At 76.4% G+C, this 3,600-nt stretch carries 3 protein-coding genes; 2 read left to right on the top strand and 1 reads right to left on the bottom strand.

The window, feature by feature from the left end:
- Nucleotides 1-1,065 (top strand): glutamate synthase subunit beta (locus tag ABZ641_RS29500; protein WP_359986644.1); only part of this gene is annotated, 1,065 nt, incomplete at its 5' end.
- Between the two features lie 99 nt (nucleotides 1,066-1,164).
- Here the strand turns inward: ABZ641_RS29500 and ABZ641_RS29495 are convergent.
- The gene (locus ABZ641_RS29495; protein ID WP_344627400.1) at nucleotides 1,165-2,076 is read right to left on the bottom strand and encodes a LysR family transcriptional regulator; all 912 of its coding nucleotides are present in this window, start codon (nucleotides 2,074-2,076) and stop codon (nucleotides 1,165-1,167) included.
- Between the two features lie 96 nt (nucleotides 2,077-2,172).
- Here ABZ641_RS29495 and ABZ641_RS29490 point away from each other — a divergent pair.
- The coding region (locus ABZ641_RS29490) for an MFS transporter (protein ID WP_359986641.1) at nucleotides 2,173-3,600 on the top strand (1,428 nt) is incomplete at its 3' end.

Below are 3,600 nucleotides of genomic sequence, written 5' to 3'. Positions count from 1 at the left end.
GTCGGCTCGGGCCCCGCCGGGCTCGCCGCCGCCCAGCAGCTCACCCGGGCCGGCCACACCGTCACCGTCTACGAACGCACCGACCGGCCCGGCGGGTTGCTGCGCTACGGCATCCCGGACTTCCGGCTGGAGAAGCACCGGCTCGACCGCCGGATCGAGCAACTGCGCGCCGAGGGAACGCGGTTCCGCACCGGCGTGTCCGTCGGCCGGGACCTGCCGGCGGACGAGCTGCGGGCCGGCTGCGACGCCGTGGTGATCGCCGTCGGCGCCACCGCCTGGCGCGAACTCCCGGTGCCGGGGCGGGAATCCACCGGGATCCACCAGGCCATGGAGTACCTGCCGCTGGCCAACCGGGTGGTCGCGGGCGACCTCGACCGGTCCCCGGTCGACGCCCACGGGCGGCACGTGGTGGTGATCGGCGGCGGTGACACCGCCGCCGACTGCGTCGGCACCGCGCTCCGCCAGGAGGCCCTGGACGTAAGGCAGTTGGACATCCACCCGCGCCCGCCCGAGGACCGTCCGCAGACGCAGCCCTGGCCCGTCCACGCCAAGGTCCACCGGGCCACCACCTCGCACGAGGAGGCGGCCGAGCTCCGCCCGCCCGACCTGCCCGACCCGGACATCCGGGCCTACGCCTCGGCCACCGTCCGCTTCGACGCCGACGCCCACGGACAGGTCTCGGCCGTCCGCTTCGCCGACACCGAACCGGGCGGCCGGGCACCGGCGCCCGGCACCGAGCACGCCCTCCCCGCCGACCTGGTGCTGCTCGCCCTCGGCTTCGCCGGCCCCGAGCACGACACCGGCCTGGCGCAGCAGTTGGGCCTCGGCCTGGACACCCGCGGCAACCTGGCCCGGGACGACCGCTTCGCCGCCGGGCCGGACGGCGTCTTCGTCGCGGGCGACGCCGGCCGCGGCCAGTCCCTGGTCGTCTGGGCCATCGCCGAGGGCCGCGCGGTCGCGGCCGCCGTCCACCGCTACCTCACCGGCCGCGACGAACTCCCCTCCCCCGTCACCCCCGCCGACCACGCCATCACCTCCGAGGACGTCCCCCCGCTCCCGGCCTGACCACCACGCCCGCGGGCTCAACCCACCAGGGGCACCTCCCGGCCGGAGGCTGGCGAACTGCGCGATGCGGATACGGCCCGCGTACAAATCCCGGCCGGCTCAGAGCCCCTCGCCGGCGAGCATCTCGCGGATGCAGCCCCGCAGCCACGCGTGCGCCGGGTCGGCGTCGTGCCGCGGGTGCCAGGCCAGGCCGAACGGCAGGGCCGGAAGGTCGAGCGGGATGTCGACCGTCACCAGTCCGAGCGCCTCGGCGAGGCCGCGGCTGCGCGTGGTGGTGAGGCCGACCAGGTCGGTGCTCCGGAGCACGAAGAGTGCCGCCGGGTAGGTCGCCACGGTGCCCACCACCGTGCGGGAGAGGCCGAGTTCGGCGAGTGCGGTGTCGATCGGTCCGTGCAGGCGGCCGCGGCGGGAGACGCCGAGGTGCCGGCCGGCCGCGAACCGTTCCGGGGTCGGCGGCCCGTCGAGCAGCGGGTGGCCGGGCCGGACGACGGCCAGCATCCGGTCCTCGTAGAGCTGTTCCACCCGCACCTCGGGGGCGGTGGTGTCGATCACGCCGACCTCCAGGTCGGCGGTGCCCTCGCGCAGGGCGGGCGCGTCCACGTGGCTCTCGCCGAGGAACCGCAGGCGGACGCCGGGCGCCTGCGCCGCGGTGCGGGCGAACAGTGCGGCGGCGTGCGCGGCGGCGAAGGCGTCGTGCGCGAGCACGGTGAACGTCCGGTCGAGGGTGCGCAGGTCGACCTGCCCGGCGGCACTGAACAGTCCGCGGGCGCGCTCCACGACCGCCCGGACCTCCGCGTGGAGGGCCAGCGCGTGCGGGGTCGGCACCATCGAGCGGCCGGCCCGGACGAGCACGGGGTCGCCGAGGGCCTTGCGGATCCTGCCCAGGGTGCGGCTCATCGCCGGCTCGGAGAGGTGCAGCCGGGCCGCCGCCCCGGAGACGCTGCACTCCTCCAGCAGGACGTCCAGCGCCACCAGCAGGTTGAGGTCCATTCCGGATTGCACTGGACGCATTCCTCTCTTGCGAAACATGCACTGGAAGCAATCCAAGCATCCGCCTAGCGTGGACGGGAACCCAGACGCCTCTGCTCCGGAAGGAGCCCGTCCGTCATGTCCAAAAGCGCCCCACCGGCCCTCCGCCGGTCCACCCTCTTCGCGATGTGCGCCTGCGTGCTCGTCGCCCAGAGCATGGTCGCCGCGATCAACCTGATGATCCCCCAGCTCGCGGCCTCCGCCCTGCACCCCTCCCCCGGCGCCCTGCTGTGGACGGTCGACGCCTACGTCATCGTCTTCGCCGGGTTGCTGATCCCGGCCGGCGCCTGCGGCGACCGGTGGGGGCGGCGGCGGGCGCTGCTCGTCGGCCTCGCACTGTTCGCCTCCGGCGCCTGCCTGAGCGCCGCGGGCGGCTCGCTCGGCTCGGTGGCCGCGCTGATCGCGGGCCGCGCGGTCTCCGGCGCCGGTGCCGCCCTCGTCATGCCCGCCACCATGGCGGTCCTCGTCCACCTGGCCGGCCCCGAGCGGCGCGTCCAGGCCCTCGCCTCGTGGACCCTCGCGGTCGGGCTCGGCGGGCTGGCCGGCAACGTCGGCGGCGGCCTGACCGCGCAGTTCCTGCCCTGGCAGGCGCTGTTCTGGGCGATGGTGCCGCTGTCCGTCCTGCTCGCGGCGGCGGTGCTGCGCACCGTCCCCGAGCTGCCGCGGCACGCCGCCTCCCCCGACCCGGCCGGGTCGGCCCTGCTCGTCGCCGGCACCGCCGCCGTGCTGTACGGCATCATCGAGGGCCCTTCGCACGGCTGGCTCTCGGTGCCCGTGCTGGTCGGATTCGCGCTCGGCGCCGCCCTGTTGGCGGCCTTCACCCGGTACGGCCTGGTGGCGCGGCGGCCGCTGGTCGACCCGCGGGTGTTCCGTTCGCGGCGGCTGCGGGCCGCGGTGCTGGGCACGGCGGCCTCGTTCTTCGGCCTGTTCGCGCTGTTCTTCGTCAACTCGCAGTTCCTGCAGTACGCCAAGGGCTACTCGCCGGCCCGCACCGGTTTCGCGATCGTGCCGCTGACCGTCGGCATGGCGCTGGTGCCGCGCTTCGCCGGGCGGTTGCAGGCCCGGCACGGGGTGCGGTGGGTGGCCGGCGGCGGGCTGGCGCTGATCGGCGCCGGGCTGCTGGGCGTCTCCACCGCGGGCCCGGGCACCCCGTACCCGGTGTACGCGCTGTGGCTGCTGCTGCTCTCGGCCGGCATGGGGCTGTCCGCCCCGGGCCTGACCCACGCCGTGGTCTCCGAACTCCCGCCCGGGCAGGCCGGGCTGGGTGCCGGGCTGAACACCGCGGCCCGGGAGCTGGGTGCGGCGCTCGGCGTGGCCGTGGTCGGCACGGTGCTCGCCTCCCGTACCGGCGGCGCGGCCCACGGCCCGGCCGAGTTCACCGCGGGCATGGCCACCGGGCTCCGGGTGGTCGCCGTGCCGGTGCTGCTCGCCGCGCTCGCCGTCCTCGCCGGTCTGCGCGGCCGGCCGGCCGCCGAGCGGCCCGCTCCCGCACCGGCGCCCGCCACC

Source organism: Kitasatospora sp. NPDC007106 (assembly GCF_040634455.1).
Taxonomy (GTDB): Bacteria; Actinomycetota; Actinomycetes; order Streptomycetales; family Streptomycetaceae; genus Kitasatospora; species Kitasatospora arboriphila.
The sequence above is the reverse complement of the archived record's forward strand: the minus strand, read 5'-3'. Positions and strand labels throughout refer to the sequence as shown.